This window comes from Subtercola endophyticus, from assembly GCF_021044565.1.
GTDB lineage: Bacteria > Actinomycetota > Actinomycetes > Actinomycetales > Microbacteriaceae > Subtercola > Subtercola endophyticus.
Window position 1 is genome coordinate 330,927 of the sequence record NZ_CP087997.1, and the last position, 21,417, is coordinate 352,343.

Annotated in this window: 19 protein-coding genes and 1 pseudogene; 5 read left to right on the plus strand and 15 right to left on the minus strand. The window is 64.6% G+C overall.

All coding sequences use genetic code 11. The features are described 5' to 3' along the window. Positions 1-125 precede the first annotated feature (125 nt). Positions 126-833: pseudogene (locus tag LQ955_RS01735) on the plus strand (glycosyltransferase family 87 protein); the annotation flags it as partial. Between the two features lie 259 nt (positions 834-1,092). Here the strand turns inward: LQ955_RS01735 and dinB are convergent. After that, on the minus strand, positions 1,093-2,289 hold the full coding sequence (gene dinB, locus LQ955_RS01740; protein WP_231028227.1) for a DNA polymerase IV: 1,197 nt from the start codon (positions 2,287-2,289) through the stop codon (positions 1,093-1,095). A gap of 244 nt (positions 2,290-2,533) precedes the next feature. On the opposite strand from dinB, the gene LQ955_RS01745 reads away from it, so the two are divergent. After that, positions 2,534-2,752: a hypothetical protein gene (locus LQ955_RS01745; protein ID WP_231026527.1), complete on the plus strand. Its 219-nt coding sequence runs from the start codon at positions 2,534-2,536 to the stop codon at positions 2,750-2,752. Positions 2,753-2,780: 28 nt separating this feature from the next. Here LQ955_RS01745 and LQ955_RS01750 read toward each other — a convergent pair whose 3' ends face one another. The 13 genes from LQ955_RS01750 to LQ955_RS01810 form a co-directional block, all read right to left on the minus strand. After that, entirely contained in the window at positions 2,781-3,281 is a 501-nt protein-coding gene (locus LQ955_RS01750) for a DUF1801 domain-containing protein (RefSeq protein ID WP_231026528.1), read from the minus strand. A gap of 80 nt (positions 3,282-3,361) precedes the next feature. Further along, on the minus strand, positions 3,362-4,546 hold the full coding sequence (locus LQ955_RS01755) for a variant leucine-rich repeat-containing protein (RefSeq protein WP_231026529.1): 1,185 nt from the start codon (positions 4,544-4,546) through the stop codon (positions 3,362-3,364). Then, on the minus strand, positions 4,543-6,486 hold the full coding sequence (locus LQ955_RS01760; protein ID WP_231026530.1) for a cation:proton antiporter: 1,944 nt from the start codon (positions 6,484-6,486) through the stop codon (positions 4,543-4,545). Before LQ955_RS01760 ends, LQ955_RS01755 begins: the two co-directional genes overlap by 4 nt. A gap of 53 nt (positions 6,487-6,539) precedes the next feature. Next, complete coding sequence (locus tag LQ955_RS01765; protein WP_231026531.1) at positions 6,540-7,727, minus strand: AI-2E family transporter; 1,188 nt, start codon at positions 7,725-7,727, stop codon at positions 6,540-6,542. 34 nt (positions 7,728-7,761) lie between these two features. Continuing rightward, the gene (locus tag LQ955_RS01770) at positions 7,762-9,159 is read right to left on the minus strand and encodes a DUF2252 domain-containing protein (RefSeq protein WP_231026532.1); all 1,398 of its coding nucleotides are present in this window, start codon (positions 9,157-9,159) and stop codon (positions 7,762-7,764) included. Beyond that, positions 9,159-9,587, minus strand: coding sequence for an SRPBCC family protein (locus LQ955_RS01775; RefSeq protein ID WP_231026533.1), 429 nt, complete (start codon positions 9,585-9,587; stop codon positions 9,159-9,161). Before LQ955_RS01775 ends, LQ955_RS01770 begins: the two co-directional genes overlap by 1 nt. Positions 9,588-9,640: 53 nt before the next feature. Then, entirely contained in the window at positions 9,641-10,486 is an 846-nt protein-coding gene (locus tag LQ955_RS01780; RefSeq protein WP_231026534.1) for an MIP/aquaporin family protein, read from the minus strand. Positions 10,487-10,502: 16 nt separating this feature from the next. Further along, positions 10,503-11,168 (minus strand): GAP family protein, encoded by a 666-nt coding sequence (locus LQ955_RS01785; RefSeq protein WP_231026535.1) that lies wholly within the window; start codon positions 11,166-11,168, stop codon positions 10,503-10,505. Positions 11,169-11,196: 28 nt separating this feature from the next. Next, positions 11,197-11,598, minus strand: a complete 402-nt coding sequence (locus tag LQ955_RS01790) for an SHOCT domain-containing protein (RefSeq protein ID WP_313788374.1) — start codon at positions 11,596-11,598, stop codon at positions 11,197-11,199. Positions 11,599-11,679: 81 nt separating this feature from the next. Beyond that, positions 11,680-12,606: a formylglycine-generating enzyme family protein gene (locus tag LQ955_RS01795; RefSeq protein WP_231026536.1), complete on the minus strand. Its 927-nt coding sequence runs from the start codon at positions 12,604-12,606 to the stop codon at positions 11,680-11,682. After that, positions 12,596-14,110 (minus strand): arylsulfatase, encoded by a 1,515-nt coding sequence (locus LQ955_RS01800; RefSeq protein WP_231026537.1) that lies wholly within the window; start codon positions 14,108-14,110, stop codon positions 12,596-12,598. Before LQ955_RS01800 ends, LQ955_RS01795 begins: the two co-directional genes overlap by 11 nt. A 49-nt stretch (positions 14,111-14,159) precedes the next feature. Then, positions 14,160-16,511: an arylsulfatase gene (locus LQ955_RS01805; RefSeq protein WP_231026538.1), complete on the minus strand. Its 2,352-nt coding sequence runs from the start codon at positions 16,509-16,511 to the stop codon at positions 14,160-14,162. Between the two features lie 2 nt (positions 16,512-16,513). After that, the gene (locus LQ955_RS01810; RefSeq protein WP_231026539.1) at positions 16,514-16,771 is read right to left on the minus strand and encodes a hypothetical protein; all 258 of its coding nucleotides are present in this window, start codon (positions 16,769-16,771) and stop codon (positions 16,514-16,516) included. Between the two features lie 242 nt (positions 16,772-17,013). Between LQ955_RS01810 and LQ955_RS01815 the strand changes: the two genes are divergently transcribed. The 3 genes from LQ955_RS01815 to LQ955_RS01825 all read left to right on the plus strand — a co-directional run bounded on the left by LQ955_RS01815 (position 17,014) and on the right by LQ955_RS01825 (position 20,260). Further along, positions 17,014-19,533: a LuxR C-terminal-related transcriptional regulator gene (locus LQ955_RS01815; RefSeq protein WP_231026540.1), complete on the plus strand. Its 2,520-nt coding sequence runs from the start codon at positions 17,014-17,016 to the stop codon at positions 19,531-19,533. Between the two features lie 105 nt (positions 19,534-19,638). Continuing rightward, positions 19,639-20,097, plus strand: coding sequence for a DUF6325 family protein (locus LQ955_RS01820; protein WP_231026541.1), 459 nt, complete (start codon positions 19,639-19,641; stop codon positions 20,095-20,097). Between the two features lies 1 nt (position 20,098). Continuing rightward, on the plus strand, positions 20,099-20,260 hold the full coding sequence (locus LQ955_RS01825) for a hypothetical protein (protein WP_231026542.1): 162 nt from the start codon (positions 20,099-20,101) through the stop codon (positions 20,258-20,260). A gap of 107 nt (positions 20,261-20,367) precedes the next feature. On the opposite strand, the gene LQ955_RS01830 is transcribed toward LQ955_RS01825, so the two are convergent. Continuing rightward, a complete protein-coding gene (locus tag LQ955_RS01830; RefSeq protein WP_231026543.1) occupies positions 20,368-21,276 on the minus strand; it encodes an alpha/beta fold hydrolase in 909 nt (302 codons plus the stop codon). Between the last annotated feature and the right edge of the window lie 141 nt (positions 21,277-21,417).

Below are 21,417 nucleotides of genomic sequence, written 5' to 3' on the forward strand. Positions count from 1 at the left end.
TCACGTGGGTGACCCGAGTGAACCCGGTCGACTTTCTCGTCTACCGGTATGGGGCCGAGGCGGTGCTGAACGGCGCAGACCTCTATGCCGGCAACCTCTTCGGGCCGATGATGCCCGTCGGCGGGATGCCCTTCACCTACACACCGTTCGCCGCCATCGTGCTCACACCGACCGTGCTTTTCGACCCGCGAACCGCTTATCTCCTGTGGTCGCTGTTGAGCGTCGCCGTCGTCGCTTGGGCGGCTAACCGGTTCACTCCGCACGGGATTCGACGGCGCACCCTGACCGTGGTCGGACTCACTCTGCTGCTCTCCGCAACCACGATGGTCACGCAACACATCTCGTTCGGCCAGATCAATCTGGCCCTGATGGCCCTCGTGCTGATCGACGTCTTGCGCACCGACGCTGGGCGTTTCTCCCGCGTCGTTCCGCGCGGGCTTCTCGTCGGAGTCGCAGCGGCCATCAAGCTCACCCCAGCTCTGTTCGTGCTCTACTTTCTCGTCACCCGGCAGTGGAAAGCGGCCCTCTGGTCGGCGGTCGGCGGCGCCGGCGCAACACTGATTGCGTTCGCATTCGCGCCGAAGATCAGCGTCGAGTTCTGGACCGATGTGCTGTGGACGCTGAACTCCCGAGTCGACTTCAGCGGCAGCGGATTCGCCAGCTACGGAAACAACTCCCTGCAAGGCATCCTTGCCGCCGCCGCACCAGGTGCTCAGGCGATCGCCATCCCGCTCGTTCTGATCGCCGGCCTGATCGCTCTTCTGCTGGCCAGGCGGGCTTACCGACAGGGGCGGCACGTGGATGCCGCTCTCATCATCGGGCTCACCGCGCCACTGTTGTCACCGATCAGCTGGATCCATCACTGGGTCTACCTCATCCCTGCCGCCGTCGTACTGATCTTTCGCGGAACCCGCCGTCTCCGGATCACTGCGCTCGTGATGATCGTGTTACTGATCCCTGGGCCTCAGATCGGAGAACTGATGATCTCGGCGTCATTCCTTCTGGCCCCACTCGGTTGGGTGATGCGAGAATCCCTGGCCGTCTCGAGCATCGTTTGCATCGCCCTTCTCGCCCGGCAACCTCGGCGGGGGCCTACTCGTGTTCCGGAAGCACTGGCGACGACCATCCTGGATCGCGGCCCAGCTGCGCGGCCCGTGAAACGGATGCTGCGCCGAAGCGGTCGCGAACGGCGTCGAGAACCGTATCAAGGCGTGCCTCGTCGTTCCAGTCGATCGGCAGCTCGGGAGTGAGACTGTCGGCCCGCGCGAGCTGCGACAGGGAGATTCCGATGAGGGTGATGCCGCGCTCGGTGATCTGCGGTTGCGCAGCGGCCAGAAGTTCGTGTGCCACGGCGAGCAGAACCGCCGTGCGGTCTGACCCGGAGCGCACGGTGCGCGAGCGGGTGGCCTTGGCGAAGTCGCCGTAGCGCAGCCGCAACACCACCGTGCGGCACACGCGATCGCCGTCGCGCAGGTGCCGGGCGAGCCGGTCGACGATCTGGGTCAGAATGACGTCGAGTTCGTCGGCTGTGCGCGTGCTGCTGCCGAGCGCGCGCTGCGAACCGATGGAGGAGCGGCGACGCGTCGTGTCGACGGGGCGCGGGTCTTGCAGCCGGGCCAGGGCGTGCAGGTGTGCGCCCGACGCTCGCCCCAGCACCCTCTCAGCGGTCGAGGCCTCGAGCTCGGCCAGCTGCCCGACGGTCGTGATGCCTAGCCGATGCAGCTTGTCGGCGGTCGCTGCGCCGACTCCCCACAACCGTTCGACCGGCAAAGGGAGGAGAAAGGCCTGCTCCTGCTCGGGTTCGACCACGAGCAGCCCGTTCGGCTTGCTGACCGCGCTGGCGACTTTGGCGAGAAACTTCGTTCGCGCGACGCCGACCGAGATCGCGAGCCCGACCTCAGCATGCACCCGCTGCCGCAAGCGCGCGGCGATCTGCTCGGGCGAACCCGCGATACGGCGCAGGCCGCCGACTTCTAAGAACGCCTCGTCGATCGAGAGCCCTTCGACGAGCGGCGTCGTGTCGTGAAAGATCGCGAAGACGTTTCGGCTGGCTGCAGTGTACGCATCCATGCGGGGCGGAACCACGATGGCATCAGGGCAGAGCTCACGCGCCTGCCGACCGCCCATGGCGGTGCGAACCCCTCGCGCCTTGGCCTCGTAGCTGGCCGCCAGCACCACGCCGCCGCCGACGATGACCGGTCGGCCCCGCAGCGCAGGGGCATCACGCTGCTCCACCGACGCGTAGAAGGCGTCGAGATCGGCGTGAAGCACGGTCGCCTCGCCACGCATCTGCCACCTCCCGCCGATCATCCGTTCGCGCATCGTTTCACGCACCGGCGACACTGGCCGCCCGGAATGGCCACCCGGCCGCCAAACGGCCGTCGGTTCCACGAGCGCAGTCATGGGGGTTTCGCGCGAGCGAATACGACGACCTCGACTTTGTGCGAACGTGGCGATCGTTCCTCGACTCGCCCGAACGCTACTTACGGCACCTCGCTACCGACGGCTGAAGGGGCGAGGGTAAGTTGAGACCATGACTAACCGTGCTGCTCGAATAGCCCTCGTGGTTGTCGGCGTGATCGCTCTCATCGTGGGCGTCGTGTTCGCTGGGCAGGGGGCGAATCTCATCCCCGGCAGTTCGATGACCGGTGATCGCATGTGGTTGTACATCGGAGTCATCGTCGGGGTGGTCGGCATCGTTCTGATCGTGCTCGGTCTGCGCCGACCGAGGCGCGACCGAACAGACCTCTGACGCGCGGTGCCGCCGAGGGAGAGGAGACCTACCGTCTCGCGCCGCCGGTACCGGGAACCGAGGTGATCTGCCTCATCCAGGCGGCCACCTGAAGCTCGTCGAGGTCGTTGACGGCCGCGAGTTCTATTCCCCGCGTCGCCTTGCCCATGCCGACGGGGGTGACGGGCGGCACGGGATCCAGCAGCGTCGCCCCGTTGACGAACATGAGTTTCACGTGTCCGGCGAATCCTCCGCAGCTGAAGCACCACCCCTCGCCGGCCCCGTAATACGCCATGCCCCACTTGATGGCTCTGTGCAGATCGGGCACTGTCTTCGCGGCCAGAGCGTCTATGGCCTCGGCGATACCGCGCTGCGGCTGCGGCAGGCTCGCGATGTAGGCGAAGACCGGCTTGTCGCCGACAGCCGCTTTCGCCGAGCTAGCCTTGCCGGTCATGGCCTCCGGCAACGGCTCGGTGCGATCGCTCTCTGCCGAGCCGGCTGAACCGCCCACCACGCGCACGTCCCGGATGCCGTCTTCGCTCTTGACCATTTCGAAAGCCACCTCACTCCAGACGACTGACCCCTGAAAGTAAACACTGTACACATAACACCGTGACGACGCCACCGCAGTCAGGGCTTGACGTCGATGAGGTTCTGTTCTGCCCGGTCTTGAATACCGTCGATCACGGAGTCGGAGACGGCAGCCTCATCGGCTTCGGCCACGAAGATCTCAGTGCGCATCACCAGGTTGTCGTGGCGCATGTCGACAACGTAGAGCTTGCCTGCGGCACCACCGAAGGTTCCGTCGATGATCCATGACGCGTGCGGAGTGATCGTGCCGGCAATGTCTGAAGACATCGAGCCGCGAAGGTTGCCCACATCGACAGTCGTGCAACTCGACACGGCGCGTTGCAGGCGCGAGATATACGCGCCGGCTTCTTCCGCGTTCGAAAAGACTCGGGCCGATTGGCTCACCGTCGATGAGGTCGCCAGCTTCGCCGCCTCTGCGACACTCGAGACGACCTCGGTGGCCGCCCCCGACTTCTCATCGCCGAAAACGGGCACTGTCGATGCGGCGAATCGGCACGTCGTGTCTGCCGGCTCGGCGGCTCCGGTCGCCCAGAGTTGCGTCAACTCGGCCGACGATTCGCCGACGGTCGAACGGATGATCGTGGCCGTGCCGGCCCGGCCGAAACCGGCTGCCTGAGTGGGTGTGAAGAACGCGTCGCTCACCGCCGCGCTGCCGAAAACCGCCTCACCCGGTGCCGGGGCATACGGGTCTGCCGCTGGTGAGTTTCCCGCCTGCGAGTCTCCCGCCTGCGAGCCTCCCGCCGGCGGGCCGCTGCTCGCGCTCGGAGTGGTGTGCGACGTTCCCGCACCCGTGGCTGCCTTCACCACGCCGTCGGCCAGCACCGTCGCGGTCACGATCAACACACCGACCACGACGATGCCCATGGCGATCGCCAAGGCCGCCAGCGGTGACGCCCCTGGCCCCTTTGGCTTCGGTGATTGCGGCGACGGGCTCGATGACGCGCCGGCCGCAACCGCCGGCGGCGCGATCGGATTCCGGAGTGCGGCTGGCACGGCCCAGGTCGCGGCCGGTTGTGGTTGAGCCAGAATCCAGTCGCGCAGCCCCGCGTAGGTCGACGGATTGGCCAGGAGTACGCCGCGCAACTGCGGGTATCGGTAAGCGATGTCTGCGAGCATCCGGGGGTCTGTTCGCGGGTCGGCCGCTGCGTACGCGGCGGCGGTGGCATTCGCCGAAGCGTTCCGCGCGTCGCCGTGCCTCCAGCCCCCATTGGCGGAATTCGTCACGAGTCCACCGCGCGGCTGTCTACGGCATCGAGCGAGATCTCCTCCGAGTCGAGGGCAGTGCGAAGTACGTCGATCGCCTCCGACGAGAACGCCCCCCGCTCGTACGCGTCGCGCAGGGCCTCTCGTTCTGCGACGAGCTGCACGCGGCGCAGCGTTTGAAACTGCGCGACTTGATTCTCCGGGTCGGCGAGGTCGGCGTTCGCCCAGATCTCGAGGCGCCCGACCCACATCTGCCCTTGGGCGTTCACCTCGTCGAGCACACCCGGTTGAATGGGGGCACCGGATGCCTCGGCCTCGGCAACCGCGGCCGTGATAGCCGAGTCGCCGGCATCGTTCATGAGTTTGCGCAGTTCGTAGACCTCGGCTCGCTCGTTTCCGGGTGCGTCGCCGGCCGGACGCAGCCGTCGCACAACCGGGGGCAGCAGAAGGCCCTGCACGACGAGCGTGATGATGGCGACGGCGAAAGCGACGAGGATGAGGGACTCGCGCATGGGCTGATCGTCGGGAATGGTCTGAACGGCAGCGACCGTAACTACACCGCGCATTCCGGAAAGCCCGAGAATCACGCCGTCTCGCCAGCCGAGGGCCTGGTCGCGTTCGGCGGTGAGGTCGTTGTTCTGCTGGTCGAGCCGCTTGCGAAAGTTCTGGAACGTTCGGGAGAAGCGCGCACGTGCCGTCTCGTCGATCTCGACAGGCACCGCCGGGGGATTCTTCTCCAACTCGGTCATCCGGGCGACGATATCGTCGCGGGCAGCCTTGTCTTTCTTCGTGGTGAGCCGGAGGCTCGCCCGCAGTCCGCGGGTGAAACTCTTCAGCGGAGACTGCTTGATGCCGAGCTGTCTGAAGTTCGCGGCGCGTTGCTGAAAATCCTCCTCAGTGACGTTGTCGAATCGCCCCTGCGTCTGATCTGCCCGTTCCGCGCGCTTTCGGTAACGCCGGCGGATGGTCCAGAGCAGCGGCGGCATGGCCGCGAAGCGAACACCGACGAGCAGCACGATGACCAGCCCCGCGACCATCAGCGTGCCCAGCAGCTCGTTCTGAGCGGCGACCTCGCTCACGATCGGCCAGAGCTGAAAACCCATGAACAAAAAGACTGCGTTTTCGACCAGAAGCGTCACGATGCGCCAGGTTCCCGCCTCCGTGAGGCGAAACGACGCACGAATACGGTAGGCCCCCTGGTTGCCGACGAGGATGCCCGCAACCACCACCGCCACGACACCGGACGAGTGCGAGAACTCACCGGCGAGGTAGGCGACGAACGGCACCACGAGCGAGATGGCGGCGTCGAGAACCGGGTCGGTGATGCGTCGACGAAGCGCGACCGCCGCGGCCCCGATGATCACCCCGATGAGCACGGCACCGACGACGGCCCAGAGAAAGGTGAGCGCGATCATCCACCCGTTGGGAGTCGCGGTCGTCGTGGTGACGATGGCGAGCATGGTCGACAGCAGCACGAGAGCTGTCGCGTCGTTGACGAGACCTTCGCCTTCGAGAATGGTGACGATACGCGGCGGAAGCCCCAGACGCTTGCCCAGGCTGGTCGCGGCGACCGCGTCGGGAGGGGCGACGACGGCGCCGAGCGCGATCGCGAGAGCGAGCGGCACCGTCACCCACAACAGGTGCACCATCACCCCGACCAGAACCGCCGACACCACGACGAGCACGATCGCGAGAAATCCGATCACCCGCAGATTGCGGCGGAAGTCGACGAAGGGCACCTGTCGTGCCGCTGCGTACAACAGCGGCGGCAGGATGATCGTCAGCACGATCGCCGGTTCGACCTCAAAATGCGGCAAGCCCGGAACGGCACCGATGCCGACACCCACGACCGTCAGCGCCAGTGGGGCGGCGACGCCGATGCGATTCGCGAAGAAAGAGACGACCCCGATGACCAGCACGACGCCGATCACTACAAGCGTGACGAGTTGGGTGCTCTCCATGAGATCAGGCTACCGGGGGCGACGCTCTCGTACGCTCGGCCTTCGTCTCGACGCTATTCGGGCGTCGTGGAATCATCGTCGGCAGGCGCCCGAAGCGCATGCTTCTCGGCCTTCAACGCCCGCCTCTGGTTCTTCGCCTCGACATCGTCGGACTTCATGAGTTTTCGCGTTTCATCCGTCGGCCCCATCGCCGGTCTGTACCAGAGCGCCGACGGGTCGGAATCGATCAAGATCGTCTTGCCGAGCAATGTCAGCGGAATCGCCAGAATCGCGCCGATCGGGCCGATCACCACGGCCCAGAACAGCACAGAGAAAAAGGTGATGGTCTGGCTCAGCGACACCGCGTGGCCGACCACCCGAGGCTGGATGACCGACTGAATCACTGCGTTGATGACGCCGTAGACGATGACGACGGCGATGACGGTCGGCCAGCCTCCCACCAGAAACCCGAACACGATGGGCGGAATGATGGCGAAGAAGTAGCCCACGTTCGGAATGAAGCTGCACAGAAATGCAAGCAGCCCCCAGAGCAGCGCTGCGGGCACGTGCATGATCGCCAACGCGAGAGCGTTCAGAACGCCCTGCGCAACGCCGAGCAGCGTGGTGACCACCATGTACCGCCGCACGTTCGAGGTGTATTCGCCGAGGGCGCGCACCATGTGCGGCTGGCGGTCGCTCAGCTGCTTCAGGATGGTCGGTGCGAACACCGCGTCTGCAGGCATCAAGATGATCATGGTGAAGATGATCACGAGTGCTCCGGTGATGCTCACCACGCTGCCGAACGCCCCGGCCACGACACCCGCGACATTGCTCGGGTTGACGCTCTGCGCGGCGGCCTGTACCTGAGCCTGGCTGATGCCGATGCTCGACAACCAGTTGCCGATGTTGGTGCCGATCTCGGCGAACTGAGAGGAGTAACTCGGCAGCATCGCCACGAACTGCCCGAGCGCCACGAACACGATGTAGAAGAACCCGCCCAAGAGCACGAAGACCGAGAGCATGACCGCCAGCGTTGCCACTCCGGAGGGCACGCCGCGCTTCTCGAGCGCCACACGAACGGGGCTCACGCAGATCACCAGAATGAGGGTGAGGAGCACGGGTGCGAGAATGCCGCGAATGCCGCTGATTCCGATGGCGACGACCGTGAACGACGCGAGGCCGACCAGGATGACCGTGCCGCGCGGGAAGCGTGTCGGTGTTCGTTCAGGCGTGCCCGGTAGACCCGGTGATTCGGCTGACATGATGGGCTCCTCGGTTGCTGATGATCGTAGTGGTCTAGAGACCGGGTGTCGCGTACAGTCGGCCGCTCTCGACGGCAGCGACGAAGGCGTCGTAGTCGCGTTGATTCTGGTCGGCGTAGTCGGTCGCGAAGGCGGCGATCGCCTGATCGAACCGATCGCTCGCCCCGAGATAGGCGGCGATGGCGACCCGGTCGCCCGCGCGGGCGTGAGCGCGGGCGAGCGTTTCTCCGCACATCTTGGCGTAGAGCTTCGCGCCGCTGGCCCGCAGAGTCTCGACGTCGACGGAGCCCTTCCAGTCGTGCAGTTGCCGCACGTAGAAGTCACGCTCTGCGCCGTCGATTCCGGTCACCCGCTGCCAGCCGAGAAAGATGTCGCTCGACGACTGCATGAGGCGCTGGCCGCGCACGACACGCTCGCCCTGATTCTCGTAGGCGCTTGCGCCCACGAATCGCGCGAGCACGGACTCGTTTGCTTCTTTCGCCTGCAAGATGAGCGGGTCTTGCTGGTTACGCCCCTGAAAGAGCAGAATCCAGGCCCTTGTTCCGACGCTGCCCACACCGACCACCTTGCGGGCCATGTGCCGGTAGCTGTACTCCCGAATCGGGTGGTTCTGGCTGATCAGAGTCGTTTGGTACGCCGCAATCAGCGCCTTCATCGCCTCTTCGTCGACCTCTCGGGTGTGCGTGTCGTCGACCAGGTCTTCGATCGGCACGATGAGGGGAGCGCTGGCCAGAATACGCAGATGCCCGTCGACGAGACCGACGAGCTTCGAGAAAGCCGTCATGCTGTCTTTCGTGCGGGCCTTGGCCACGACGTCGGTTGTTCGCTTGACCTGCTTCTTGCTGGCCTCTTTGGCCTGCCGGGCAGATCGCACCCACCCCTCGAGCTGCGAGACGTCGAGTCGGTCGTACCAGGCCTTCATGACACCGGATTCCGCCGACTTACGCATCTGCTCGCGATAGGCGCGGGTCACTTCGAGCGTGATGGCCGTGCGGTCGGCATCGGAGAATCCTCGGTAGCGGCTCGTGATCTCGAAGCTGGCCGCGAGACGTTTGACGTCCCACTCCCACGGGCCCGGCAGAGTCTCGTCGAAATCGTTGATGTCGAAGATCATCGAGCGTTCGGCCGACGCGAAGAGGCCGAAATTCGAGAGGTGGGCGTCACCGCAGAGCTGAACGGTGATGCCCGAGTTCGGCGTGTGCGAGAGATCCGAGGCCATGATGAGCGCTGCACCACGATAGAACGTGAGCGGCGAGACCATCATGCGCCCGTACCGAATGGGTACCAGCTCGGGCACTCGGGTGCCGGCCTGCTCTTCGAGCAGAGCGACAGGATCCGCTCGATCGGGGCTCGCCGACCATCCGGCGTGGGCCGCACGCGGAACCGCGATGCGGGCGTTCTTGCCGGTTTCAGCGCGCAATTCGAAACTCATCAGCTGGCCATCGCCTTCGGCAGGTCGAGAAGGTGGCCGGTCTCGGTCTTCAGCTCGGCGCTGATGATCGGCGTGGTGATCCACATGAGCCCGGTCGCCTCGTTGTCGAGGATGTACGTGACCTCGGTCGATGTCGGTGACAGTTCTTTCAGCTGATAGGAGCCGTGCGGTCTCGCCGGGCCGTCGATGACCTCGAAGTCGAGGCGAGTGGGGGATTCGAAGCGGGTGATGCGGTAGTCCGCCGGCACCGAGAGCCCGCCTACCCCTTTGCGCGACACCGCATACTCGGCGCCGAGGCCTTCGCCCGAGAGGAGATGCGTCTCGCTGATCTCGGGTCGCCACTTCGGATTGTTCAAGCCGTCGCTGAGAAAGGCGAAGACGTGCTCGATGGGGTGGTCGACAGTGACCGTTTGTTGAGCGTGAGACATGTGATTTTCCTTTCGTGTGCTGACGGGCCGACGTGTTGAGGCCGGTCGTTTGTTCAGGCCTGCTCGGGCAGCGCGACCTCGGTGTCGAGTGCGCCCTGCGCCGCGCCGGATCCCGATCGGCCGCCGCCGTGGCCGCGCAGAATGAACGCGACTCCGACGGCGATGACCGCGCCGGCGATCGGCCCGAGAATGTAGACCCAGTAATCGGTGAAGTTTCCCGACACGAAATCGGGGCCGAAGGTGCGGGCGGGGTTCATCGAAGCGCCCGAGATCGGGCTGCCCCACAACCCCGCCAGCGCGATGTAGGCACCTACGCCGAAGGCGCCGGCGATACCGACGTTCTGCGCGCCCGAGGCTGTTCCGAGAATGACGCTGACGAGTCCGAACGTGAGAACGAGTTCCATCACGAAGGCGTTGCCACCCCAGTATCCGGCCGCGGGGTAGTTCGACCCGTACGACGACGAGACGTGCACGACGCCCTCGAGAAACCACGCCGCGAGTGAGGCGCCGATGAGCTGAGTGACGATGTATCCCGGTACCCGCCACCAGGGAAAGTCACCGCGCAGCGCGAAGGCGATGCTGACGGCCGGGTTGAGGTGTGCTCCCGATACTTTGCCCATGAAGAGGATGATCGCGAACACCATCAGCGCAGGCGCGACGACCGCATCCGTTCGGGTAATGGTGTTCGGAAAGGCCTGGCTCATCATTCCGCCGCCTGCCGCCACCAAGACGAGAAAGAACGTTCCGAGGAGCTCGGAGAAGAGGCGACGCCATTCTTGCGACGAGTCGTGAAAGTCGACGATCGACTGGTTCAGTGTCATCGGAATGTGGGTGAAGCGCCCGTGAACAACGTCGGAGATCACCGTCTCGGTCTTCTGGCGGTCTGTCGTGGTGGTCATGGTGTGGCGCCTTTCTTTACAGATCGGACAAGCCGGAGCCGAAGATGACGACGCCGATCATGAGCAGAATCACTACGGTGACGATGTGGCTGTTCGTGGTGAGCCACGAGCGCGCGGTGACAAGTCGTGGTTGCATGCCCACAGGATTAGCCAGCGTGAAGATGATCGGCAGCGCCACTGTCGATGCACCGATGATGGTGTAGATGGCGATGGTGACAGCCGCCGAACCGGGCGTCAGATTCGCGGCGTGAACGGCCAGGCCGGCCGCGAGGCCGAGCAGAAAGCCCTTCGGTCTGAAGTTCAGGGCGAACGCGATTCCGAAAGCGGGAAGCGCCCCGACAGAACCGACCGCCCGAAGCCAGGCCGGGTCTTGGCTGGCTCGCTCTTTGCCGCGGCCGACGCGCCACGAGATGACGGCGAGCGTCATCATTGCAACGCCGATGACGATCTCGCCGACAGCCAAGTAGGGCGTCTTGCGGCGCGACGATTCCGGCAGCACGTTGGCCAGCAGGTCGACCAACACCACGAGCAGCGCCATGCCCAGCACCCAGCCGACGAGAAACGGAACGGCTGTCGTGTTGCGCTTGGGCGACAGCAGAATCAGAATCGTGGCCGTGATCGGAACCGAGCTGATCGCAATCGCGAGCGCGAGCGGTAGCAGGTGTCCCAATGCCTGAAGCATGGCGCTACAGCGGCTTAGGCCGGGGTGCTCAGGCCAGCGCCTTGCTCTTCAGCTGGTCGTACTCGGCCTGCGTGATGGTGCCGGAGTCGAGCAGTGCCTTCGCCTTTGCGATGTCGTCGGTTGCCGACGTGCCCGCTGCCGCCTTGATGTAACTGCTGGCCGCATCTTGCTGAGCCTTGGCCGCAGCGAGAGCACGCTCTTGCATGCCCTTGTGGCGCGCGATCAGGTAGACCAGCGCACCGGCGAACGGAATGAAGATCAAGACCAGAATCCAGATCGCCTTGGCGACGCCGTGCAGTTTGTGGTCGCTGAAGATGTCACGGAAGATCGAGAACAACACCATCAGATACGCGAAGAAGATGTAGATCCAGAAAAGGTCTACAAGAAAATCCCAGAAGTTCATAACAAGCCCCACACGTTGCGGGGTCACGCTGCCCCGATAGTCACCAAAATAGGGCTAAACACCGTGCTGCTGCATCATCCTGTGTGGATGAGCTAACGCGCTAACGCACTAACGCACGATGCAGCGGAACCCGAGGTGCGAAGTCGAGGTGTCGACGTGCTGAGGCATGCGCGCGGCTGGCCGGTAGCGCTGACAGTAGTTGGGCGAGCACAGATGTGAACCACCCTTCATGACCCGGCGCGGAATGGCGATGCCGGGCATCCCCGGGTCGACGCTGAGCTCTTTGAGCCCGCCGCGGGGGTTCTCGATGGTGCAGCAGCTGCTGGCGATGTCGGCGTGGTGCGCGTACCAGTCACTGGTCCACTCCCACGCGTTGCCGATCATGTCGTAGAGGCCGTAACCGTTGGCCGGAAACGAGCCGACCGGGGCCGTGCCCTCGAAACCGTCGTCGAGCGTGTTGGTCATGGGAAAGTCGCCTTGCCACGTGTTCGCCATGAACACTCCGCCCGGGTTCATCTCGTCACCCCACGCATACGGGGCGCCGTCGAGCCCGCCTCGCGCGGCGAACTCCCACTCGGCCTCGGTCGGCAGCGTCTTGCCCACCCAGGCGGCGTACGCTTCGACGTCTTCCCAGGCGACGTGAACGACCGGATGCTCAGCCCGCTCATCGATCGAACTGCCGGGCCCTTGCGGGTGGCGCCAGTCGGCACCAGGCACGTACCGCCACCAGTTGTACGGGCTGCTCAGATCGACGCGCTGCAGCTGTTTCTCGAAGACGCTCGAGGCGGGCACGAGCAGCGCCGGGTCGGCTCCCGGATAGTCCGCAGCATCCGGAGCCCGTTCGGCGACTGTGACGTGACCGGTCGCCTCGACGAACGCAGCGAACCGCCGGTTGGTCACCTGAAATGTATCGATGTAGAAGCCGTCGACGGTCACCGGATGCGCGGGGGACTCTTCGGGGTAGTGGCTATCTGAGCCCATGACGAAAGTGCCGCCCGGCACCCACACCATTCCGGGATGTTCGTCAGTTGCCATGTCGCTGAGCCGCTGCTTCTACCACCATGTCGACGATCGCCTGCGGGTTGAAGTCCGGCGGAGCTTGGGTCGGGGGGAATTCGGTGAACGTGGCGATGTGCTGTTGCACGATCGCCGCTGCCGGCAGCACCGTCCAGAGCTTCTCGCCGGCGTAAAGCGGATATGCCGGATCTTGCATATGCCGCTCGAACGGGTCGACCCGCAGGTTGACCGGCTGCGGCACCGTGCTTTTCACGATCGCACCGTGGAACCAGTCGTCTTTGGTCTGAAAGTGCACCTTCCAGTTGTTGTATCGCAGTGCGAACAGGTCGCGCTCGCCGTAGTAGAAGAACTCGTGGCGCGGCGACTCTTCGACCTCGCCGGTGAGGTAGGGCAGCTGGTTGTAGCCATCGATGTGCACCCGAAAGTGCTTGTCGCCGAAGTCTGCACCCTCGAGCAGCTCTTCTTTGATGTCGGGCTTGCCGACGGCGGCCATGACGGTCGGCAGAATGTCTTCGAGAGAGAAGATGCCGTTCAGCACCTGGCCCTCGGGAATCTTGCCGGGCCAGCGGATCGCGAGCGGCGAACGGAATCCGCCCTCCCAGCCGAGACCCTTCTCGCCGCGGAACGGTGAGGTTCCGCCGTCGGGCCAGGTGAAGGCCTCAGAGCCGTTGTCGCTGGCGAACACCACGAGAGTATTGTCGGCGATGCCGAGATCGTCGAGTTTGGCGAGCAGTTCGCCGACCACCCAGTCGAGTTCTTGCATTCCGTCAGCGTAGACGCCGAGGCCGGTCTTGTCTTTCCAGCGCTCGGAGAGGTGGGTCCACACGTGCATTCGGGTGGTGTTGTGCCACAGCAAGAACGGCTCGTCGGCCGCGACCGCGCGGTCGATGAAGCCGAGTGAGTGCTCGAGCAGGTCGTCTTCGATGGTCTCCATGCGTTTGCGGGTCAGCGGCCCGGAGTCGCGGATGGTCTGCTTGCCGATGGGCCCGAATCGAGGATCGACGGTGGGATCATCCACGTCTGTTGCGGTGCACTCGAGCACACCGCGGGGCATGAACAGCTGCTGAAAGATGGGCAGCTCTTTCGGGTACTCGGGCTGCTCCGGCTCTTCTTCGGCGTTGAGGTGGTAGAGGTTGCCGTAGAACTCGTCGAACCCGTGCACGGTCGGCAGAAACTTGTTGCGGTCGCCGAGGTGGTTCTTGCCGATCTGCGCGGTGCGGTACCCCTCGGGCTTGATGAGTTCGGCCAGCGTGGGGTCGGAGTCTTGGATGCCCTGCTCAGCCCCCGGCAGACCGACCGTGGTGAGCCCCGTGCGCAGCGGAATCTGCCCCGTGATGAACGCAGCGCGCCCCGCCGTGCAACTCGCCTGCGCGTAGCTGTCGGTCAGCATGGCGCCCTCGGCCGCGATGCGGTCGATATTAGGGGTCTGAGTGCCCATGATGCCGCGGTGATACGCGCCGACGTCGAACCAGCCGATGTCGTCGGCCAGAATCAGCAGGATGTTCGGCTTATCGGTAACCAAAGTGTTTCCTTTCGGCAAAGCACGGGGTCATGCGTTCGTAAAGCGCGGTCTACTGAAGGGCGGTGGCGACGCGCATGCGGTCTTCTGCGCTGATGAGGTGATCCTGCCCGTCGACTCCGGCCTGCAGTTCGACCCAGTTGACGGCTCCAGTGAAACGCACTTCGGCTTCGTAATCTTCGCTCACCGGGGTGCCTGTGTCGAGACCGATGTCGAGCGTCTCATCGCCCGAGTAGATCATCGGAATCGTGGCCCCGATGCGCCCGTTGCCGACCTCCGCGCCGTCGATGAACAGGGTCGCGAGGCCGCCCTTCGCCAGGCCGCCGCCGTCGTAGGCGAACTCCATACGCACCTGGTGGGTGCCGGGCGAGACCACGTCATCGCTGGCCGCGTAGAAGCGCATGAGTCCCGCCAGGTTGTGGCAGTACTTCGGCTTGCCCTCGTGCAGGTACAGGCTCCAGCCGGCGAACGCCCCGCCCTGAGACACGATGACGCCGTTGGCGCCCGACTCGGGAACGACGATCTCGGCCGTGACGGAGTGCGACTTGTTCTTGATGTTCAGCACGGAGTTCTCGCTGAGCCGCGACATGCTGCCGTAGATCAGCTGCGATTCGCCCTTCACCAGCTGGGGCCGACCCGCGATGTCAGAGTTGAAGCGTTCGATTCGCCGGTCATCCAGCGGCAGCACGTTGTACTTGACCGCCTCGATGAGCCAGAGCCGTTGCAGGTCTTTGAGCTTGTCAGGATGCTCGGCCGAGAGGTCGTGCGCCTGCGACCAGTCGGTCGTAGTGTCGTACAGCTCCCACACATCGTCGTCGAGCGCCGGAAGCGTCTCGCCGAACAACCAGGGGTTGCTGTGCCGCGTGACGGCGGTCCAGCCGTTGTGATAAATGCCGCGGTTGCAGGCCACCTCGAAGTACTGGGTCTTGCGCTGGTCGTCGGCGGCGCCATCGTCGAAGGCGTAGGCCATCGAGACGCCGTGGTACGGCATCTGCTGGATGCCGTTGACGAACGTCGGCTCGGGGATGCCGGCGACCTCGAGAATGGTCGACGCCACGTCGATGAGGTGATGGAACTGCGGACGGATCTCGCCCTGACTCGTGAAGCCCTTCGGCCAGTGCGTGATGGCGCCCACGCGGGTGCCGCCGAAGTGCGACGCTACCTGCTTGGTCCACTGGAACGGCGTGTTCATGGCGTGCGCCCAGCCCACCGCGTAGTGGTTGTACGAGTCCGTGCCGCCGAACTCGTCGATGCGCGCGGCCATGAACTCCTCGGTCTCGAGGGCGGCCATGCCGTTCAGCGAGATCATTTCGTTGAAGGTGCCCTGCGGGGTGCCCTCGGCGCTGGCGCCGTTGTCGCCAATGATCAGGTAGACGAGGGTGTTGTCGAGAATGCCGAGGTCGTCGAGTGAGTCGAGCACCCGGCCGATCTCGTGGTCGGTGTGCTCCATGAAGCCCGCGTAGAGCTCCATCTGGCGGGCCAGCACCGGCTTGAGGCCGTCTGAGACGTCGTTCCAGGCGCCGATCGCTTCGGGGCGCTCGGTCAGCGCAGTGCCCTCCGGAACGATGCCGAGCGTGATCTGCTTGGCGAGCGTCTCTTCACGCTGCGCGTCCCAGCCTTTGTCGAACTTGCCCTTGTATTTGTCGCTCCACTCGGTGGCCACGTGGTGCGGTGCGTGCGTGGCGCCGGGGGCGAAGTAGATGAAGAACGGCTTGTCGGGCATGAGCGACTTCTGCTGGTGCATCCAATTCACCGCGTGATCGGTGAGGTCTTCGGTGAGGTGATAACCCTCTTCGGGCGTCTTGGGCGCCTCGATGGGGGTCGTGCCCTCGTACAGCGCGGGGTACCACTGGTTCGTTTCGGCACCGACAAAACCGTAGAAGTAGTCGAATCCGCTGCCGGTGGGCCACTGCTGGTAGGGCCCTGCGGGGCTGGTCTCCCACACCGGTACCTCATGACACTTGCCGAACTGGGCGGTGGCGTAGCCGTTCAGGTTCAGCGTCTGGGCCAGTGGCGCGGCACTGTCGGGGCGAACCGAGTTGTAGCCGGGCGCCGAGGTGGCGATTTCGGTGATTCCACCCATTCCCACGGCGTGGTGGTTGCGGCCGGTCAGTAGCGCTTGACGCGAAGGTGAACACAGCGCCGTCGTGTGAAAGCGGTTGAAGCGCACACCGTGCTCGGCCAGACGCTCGGCGTTGGGGGTGTAGCAGGGGCCACCGAAGGCCGACGACGAGCCGAAGCCGGCGTCATCGATCAAGATGATGACGACGTTGGGCGCGCCCTCGGGCGCGGCTGGAGAGGTGATCGCCGGAAATTTGGTGTCAGGGTCTTTCGCGTCGAAGGTGATGAGACCGACATGCTCGCGGTGCGGAATGGGCAGATTCGATCGTGAGATATCGGGCATGACTACTTCCTTGTGCTTGTGCCGTCATCACGGCGAGTGGTGGTGTGCGGAACGGGGTTGACCGAGATGAGCTCGATGGTGAGTCGCTGAAAGAGCTGAAAGAGCCCGTAGAGGCGCGCTTGGTCGGGCACCGAACCGACAAAGTGCGTTCGACCCCCCTCGACGTGGTCGACGGTGAAGCCCTGTGCGGTCTCGATTGCAGAGGTAAAGGTGGGGCTCAGCGTTCCATCGACCACGACTTCGTAGGTTCTGGCTCGCACTGCACACCTCTCGTCTCGTCTTCGCATAGAGCGAAGGCGACTCACTGAGCATGGCGGTTGAACAAGCAGGGGTCGTCAGTCTCAGAGGTTGATTCGGCCGACTCGACCTCGGCTGCAAGAGGCCGCGTTGCTGGCATTTCGCGACACGGTGGGGTTAACTGAACGTCAAGGGGTTGTGAAATATGGTCGCGGTGCAGTACTTACCGAATCGGACTGTCGACCGACCTCATTTGAGGTCTCGTTTGGATCGAGCTCTCGAGCGTCGCCTCACCGTTGTCGTCGCCTCGGCGGGAGCGGGCAAGTCGGTGCTGCTGAGCCAGTGGGTTCAGTCTCGGCCCGATGTGTCGTACGTGTGGATCTCTCTGGTGCCGGCCGACGACGACGCGGCACATCTCGCGAATCGGCTTCTAGCAGAGCTCTGTGTTCTGAACGAGTCGTTCCGAAGCCTGGCGCCCCTCGTCGCATTGGGCGCGGGCGGCCTCGGCCGGCCCTTCATCGATGAGCTCAGCGTGGAACTTCGCGGGTACGGCAAGATCTGTGTGGTCTTCGACGACTTTCACGTGCTGGAGAACCCGTCGGTCATAGCCGATCTCGAGACCCTCATCGATGAGTTGCCCCACAACGCGCACATCGTGCTCTCGAGCAGGTCTGAGCCGCCGAGTGATCTGAGCCGTTTTCGCCTGCGCGGCGAAATGACAGAGTTGCGGCAGGTCGACCTGGCCATGACCTACGCGGATTCTGCCGAGCTTCTCGAGAATGCGGTGGGCCATCGCCTCTCGGCCGACAACGTGAGTGCCTTGGTCGACAAGACCGAAGGCTGGGCAGCCGGTCTCCAACTCGCGGGGCTGACGATCAGCCTGAAGCAAGACGCCGACGCCTTCGTCGCCGACTTCAGCGGCTCCGATCGACTCGTGAGCGACTACCTCACCCAACAGATCTTGCGGTCGATGCCCGATGCTCAGCGCCGCGGAGTTCTGCAGCTCGCCGCTCTCGACACCATGAGTGCCGAGCTCATTCGCGACGTGATCGACGACCCCGATGCGCACACGACCTTCGATCGTCTGGCACGTGATACGCAGTTCGTCATCGCGCTGGATGACCGGCGCGAGTGGTTTCGTTTTCACCACCTCTTTCGCGACCTGCTGCGCTATCACCTGCGGGCTGAACTTCCGCGAGTCGAGGAGCAGACCGCCGAGCGGGCTGCGCAGTGGCACCTGGACCGCGGTCATGTCGGAACCGCTGTGGACTACCTGATCAGAACCCAGAACTGGGAGCGCATGCTCGACGTCGTGCTCAGCCGCGGCTCTGACGTGTTCGAGCGCGGGCAGCTCGCCACGGTCGTCGCGTGGCTGGAGCAGGTGCCAGCTGCCGTTCGCGCAGAGAATATCGAAGCCGGGTTGTTTCTCGGTATTCTGGTCGGCCTGCTCGGGCAGGGTGCACGAGCCGACGACATACTCTCTCGAATCGCGAACGATCCCCGGGCATCCTTCGGGCAGGTCGCCTGCGCCTCGGCATTTCTCGCCGCTCTCGTGCAGACCCGACCCGACCCGTTGCGGTCGATCAGGGCGGCCCGTCGAGCGCTCGAGTTGATTACGGCAGGCTCGCAGGAGGTTTTTCCGGATGTTCTCGGGATGACCAGTCGAAAATCGCTCGAGACCGTCGCCATCGTCTCGGGCGCTCGGGGCTACTTTCTCAACGGCAATTTCGCCGAAGCCAAGCGCTGGCTCGCTCGCGGTCTGGCCAGCGACGGTGCCATGTATTCGCTGTGGCGAATCAACGCGTTGGGCGCGCTCGCCCTCATCGAAGCCTGGGCGGGCGATCTCGTTCGTGCAAACAATCTGGCGACCGAGGCGCTTGAAACGGCACGGGAGGTCGGCCTGCTCTCGCACTGGGGATGCGCCGACGCCTACGTGGCGCTCGCGCATGTCGCCATCGAGCGGGGTGAACCCACGCAGGCGGCTCTGGCGCTTCACGAGGCCTTACTTCGCGCCGACGCGACGCAGCGCACTCAACAGCTCTGGGTGCTGCACTACGAGCGCTCACTACTCATGGAGGCTTCCGCCGGCGAACAACAGACAACGACGCCGGCCGGTTCGCCACCGCCCGTCGTGCTCGACCGGCTGAATGCCCAGAGCGTGCGCCTGAACCGTGCCGGAAAGGTCTCGACGCACCGAGCGACAGAGACGGGGCGAGCCGGTGACGAAGACGCTGCGGCCGTCTGGTTCGAACGAGCACTTTCCGCCCTCGCGCAGAACCGCCGCGAACAGTTCGTTTTCTGCTTCGAGAAGGTCGAGGCGGGCGACGGCAGCCAGATCGAGGGTGCCATTCAGTACCGCCTGCTGTCGGCCCTCGATCCATCGCACGGGGCGCAATCCACTCGTTCGACACGCTGTTTCAACGAGGCACTCGACCTGGCCGACGCTCAAGGGTCTGTCGAGCTGCTAGTGCGGGCCGGCCCCGAGGTGATCAGCAGAATTGCCGCCTCGACGCACGCGAGCCCCGGGTTTCGCGAGAAGGTCTTGCAGCGTGCGAAAGACGCCGAGATCGCTCTGCCGGGCTCCGATCTCGACGAGCCGCTCACGAGACGCGAGCTCGAGATTCTCTCGTACCTGCCCAGCCGATACACGAACAACGAACTCGCCGAGATGTCGTTCGTGTCGGTCAGCACCATCAAGACTCATGTGCTGCACATCTATCAGAAGCTCGGGGTCGGCACTCGAAAAGAGGCGATCGACCGCGCCCGGGAGCTGGGACTGCTCTGAGGTTCAGCCCTTAAGGGTGATGCCGAGCATCCGGGGCCCTCCGTATGCTCGCCTCGTCGGATGCTGACAGCAACGTTCAGCACGATAGTGACGAACGGACGAAATATGAGTGACGCAGTATTAGACGAACTCGGCCCAGTCGACTTCATCATCGTGGAATTCCCGGTGGGCGAGAGTTCGTTCAACGGCGAGATGATCGAAGAACTCGTGAAGCTGGTCGACGCGGGCACGATTCGTGTCATTGACATGCTTATTCTCACGAAAGACGAGAACGGCGAGATCGACGCGATCGAGCTGTCAGATCTGGATGATCTGGGTGCTCTCGAGCGCATCGAAGCAGAACTGGCCGATTTTCTGGCCGCAGACGACGTCGCCAATCTCGCGGCGGCGATGGATCCGGGCAGTGTCGCCGGTGTGCTCGTCTACGAGAACCTGTGGAGCGCACCATTCGCCTCGGCCGCTCGTCGCGCGGGCGGTCAGTTGATCGCCAACGGCCGCATTCCCATCCAGGCCATCATCGCCTCGCTCGAGGCCGATGCCGAACTCGAAACCGTAGGAGACTGACATGCCGCTCAGACCAGCACGCATCGGACGCGTCGGCGTCGTTCGCGCACCCATCGCCAAAGCCGCCGTTGTCGGCGCTGCAGTCAGCCCCGGCCGTTCGCCGGTCGCGAAGGCCGCTGTCGTCGCCGCGGTCGTCACCCCGGGTCGTCGTCGCCGCATCTAGCTCGACACCTCTTTCGACACGCACAGGATGCCCGCCCACCGTTCGCTCGGCGGGCGGGCATCTGCGTTCAGCCGGTGGCTGGGCGGATCGCTCACGTGCTCAGCGTGTCACTCGGCCTGCGGGTGCAGCGATCCGCGGTGAATCTCGAACACCTTGGAATGACCGGGGGAGTCGGGGTCGTCCACGATCGGCTTGTCGGCCATGAACAGCCGGGTCACGTTAGCGAGCTCGCCCGGGTTACTGAAGTTGATGGCGTGGGCAGCGCCCTCCACCACGACCACGAGAACGTGATTGTCGCTTTGGCTGGCGATCTGTTGAATTCGATCGGGGTTCGGCATGAGGGGATCACGGTCGCCGATGACCACGAGCGTCGGAATCTTCAGCGCGAGCAGCCGTTCGAGCGACGGGTAGCTCGTGAGCGCCCTGAACATGCGCACGGTACTCGGTATGCCGAACCGGAGGTAGTCGGGAGTGGCGACGGTGACCATGCGCCGGGGTTCTCGGCCGCCGTCGCGTGCCAACTGCGCGACGGCTCGGCGAAGCGGCTGGTTGTTGATGCCGCCGGCCGGTGAGACGAGAATCGCTCGGTCGAGCCGCTCGGGGTAATGGTATGCGAATTCGCAGATGACCGGGCATCCCATCGAGTTGCCGATCAGGCTGACCTTCTCGATGTTCTGGGAGTCGAGAAACCGGGCGGCGGCATGAGCCAGGTCGGGAACGTCGAGGGGCTTGGGCGGTTTTCCGCTTCGCCCGAAACCGGGCAGGTCGGGCACCAGTGTGCGGAACTCGTCTTGCAGCAGTTCTGCGGTTGGAAGCAGGTACCGGCCCGAGAGCCCGAAGCCGTGCAGATGCATCATCACGGGGGCGTCGAGGTCGACCTTCGCCGATTCCCGGTAGAACACGTCGATGCCGTCGACCCGAGTCCAGCGTTCGGCCAGCGCCGACGCGGGTTTGCGCGGAAGGCGACGTGCCGGGCGCTCGGGCACTGCCGCGGGGTCGTGCGAATGTGTGGCCACCGGCGTACTCCTCGTCTTCACGGATTGCTGCCCATTGTTGCGCGCCCGCCAGCGGCCTGCGTCATCCCTGTGGGTTGATACGTCGATTGCGTGGCGCTGCGCGTGACACAGGGCGTGACGCAGCGCATGACACTGCGCGTG

Bases quoted from the DNA above. Each gene is read 5' to 3' on its own strand.
- LQ955_RS01770 (WP_231026532.1), bottom strand. From the start codon at position 9,159: ATGAGTTTCGAATTGCGCGCTGAAACCGGCAAGAACGCCCGCATCGCG.
- LQ955_RS01775 (WP_231026533.1), bottom strand. From the start codon at position 9,587: ATGTCTCACGCTCAACAAACGGTCACTGTCGACCACCCCATCGAGCAC.
- LQ955_RS01820 (WP_231026541.1), top strand. From the start codon at position 19,639: ATGAGTGACGCAGTATTAGACGAACTCGGCCCAGTCGACTTCATCATC.
- LQ955_RS01745 (WP_231026527.1), top strand. From the start codon at position 2,534: ATGACTAACCGTGCTGCTCGAATAGCCCTCGTGGTTGTCGGCGTGATC.
- LQ955_RS01785 (WP_231026535.1), bottom strand. From the start codon at position 11,168: ATGCTTCAGGCATTGGGACACCTGCTACCGCTCGCGCTCGCGATTGCG.
- LQ955_RS01765 (WP_231026531.1), bottom strand. From the start codon at position 7,727: ATGTCAGCCGAATCACCGGGTCTACCGGGCACGCCTGAACGAACACCG.
- LQ955_RS01760 (WP_231026530.1), bottom strand. From the start codon at position 6,486: ATGGAGAGCACCCAACTCGTCACGCTTGTAGTGATCGGCGTCGTGCTG.
- LQ955_RS01780 (WP_231026534.1), bottom strand. From the start codon at position 10,486: ATGACCACCACGACAGACCGCCAGAAGACCGAGACGGTGATCTCCGAC.
- LQ955_RS01795 (WP_231026536.1), bottom strand. From the start codon at position 12,606: ATGGCAACTGACGAACATCCCGGAATGGTGTGGGTGCCGGGCGGCACT.
- LQ955_RS01750 (WP_231026528.1), bottom strand. From the start codon at position 3,281: ATGGTCAAGAGCGAAGACGGCATCCGGGACGTGCGCGTGGTGGGCGGT.
- LQ955_RS01825 (WP_231026542.1), top strand. From the start codon at position 20,099: ATGCCGCTCAGACCAGCACGCATCGGACGCGTCGGCGTCGTTCGCGCA.
- dinB (WP_231028227.1), bottom strand. From the start codon at position 2,289: ATGCGTGGCGAGGCGACCGTGCTTCACGCCGATCTCGACGCCTTCTAC.
- LQ955_RS01805 (WP_231026538.1), bottom strand. From the start codon at position 16,511: ATGCCCGATATCTCACGATCGAATCTGCCCATTCCGCACCGCGAGCAT.